We start from the raw sequence: 1,034 nt of genomic DNA, 5'->3' as shown, positions 1-1,034 counted from the left end.
GTCATGGTGTTTCCCGGGCAAGGTTCCCAATGGGTCGGAATGGGCCGGGAGTTATATGAGCACTACCGGCCTTTTGCCGAACAGATGCGTTGTTGCGATGAGGCATTGAAGCCATTTGTTGAATGGTCATTGATCGATGTGGTGCTAGGAGCCCCCGCCGCGCCGGAGCTGTGGCGTGTGGACGTGGTGCAGCCGGTGCTATGGGCGGTAATGGTGTCATTAGCGCGGCTATGGCAGTCCGTGGGGGTGGTTGCTGACGCGGTGCTTGGTCATTCACAAGGCGAGATCGCTGCGGCGTGTGTGTCGGGAGCGCTGACACTTCAAGATGCTGCGGCGGTGGTGGCATTGCGCAGCCGGTTATTGGTGCAATTGACCGGTGAAGGCGCAATGGTGTCACTGGGGTGTGAGGCGTCACGGGCCCAGGCGTTAGTGACCAGATGGGGTGGACAACTCGATATCGCCGCGATCAATGGAATCAGATCGATAGTAATTTCCGGTGAGGTAAGAGCGCTAGAGGAGTTAATTCAGCTCTGTGAGGTTGAAGAGATTCGGACTCGCCGTATTGATGTCGATTACGCGTCACACTCAGCCCAGGTAGATGTGATCCGCGCCGACCTGATGGATGCGTTGGCTGGTATCGCGCCGCGGCCTTCTTCGGTTGAGTTTATTTCGACAGTCACCGGTGGGGTAGTTGATACCGCTGGCTTAGATGCTGACTACTGGTATCGCGGTATCCGCCAAAGGGTGCAGTTTGCGCAAGCCGTGCGCTGTGCCGCGCAGCTCGGTGCGCGGGTTTTTATCGAGTCCAGTCCGCATCCAGTGTTGATCGCCGGAATAGAGGAGACGCTGGCCGAGATGGCGGGAGGGTCTTCTAACGGTGTGGTGGTAGTTCCGACGTTGGGTCGTGACGATGGAGGACTCCAACGGTTTTGGAGGTCGGCAGGACAGGCTCATGTTGCCGGTGTTGATCTGGACTGGCCGGCGGTGTTTAACGGGCATGGACACCCGGTGCAGTTGCCCACCTATGCATTTCA

Annotated in this window: 1 protein-coding gene; it reads left to right on the top strand. The window is 58.1% G+C overall.

Translation table 11 applies throughout. The features are described 5' to 3' along the window. Nucleotides 1-1,034 (top strand): acyltransferase domain-containing protein (locus A5782_RS23795; protein WP_156624091.1); only part of this gene is annotated, 1,034 nt, incomplete at both ends.

The sequence above is a fragment of the Mycobacterium sp. 852002-40037_SCH5390672 genome (genome assembly GCF_001665875.1).
In the GTDB taxonomy this organism is placed as follows: domain Bacteria; phylum Actinomycetota; class Actinomycetes; order Mycobacteriales; family Mycobacteriaceae; genus Mycobacterium.
Note: the sequence above shows the minus strand (reverse complement) of the source record. Positions and strands in the feature narration are given on the sequence as shown.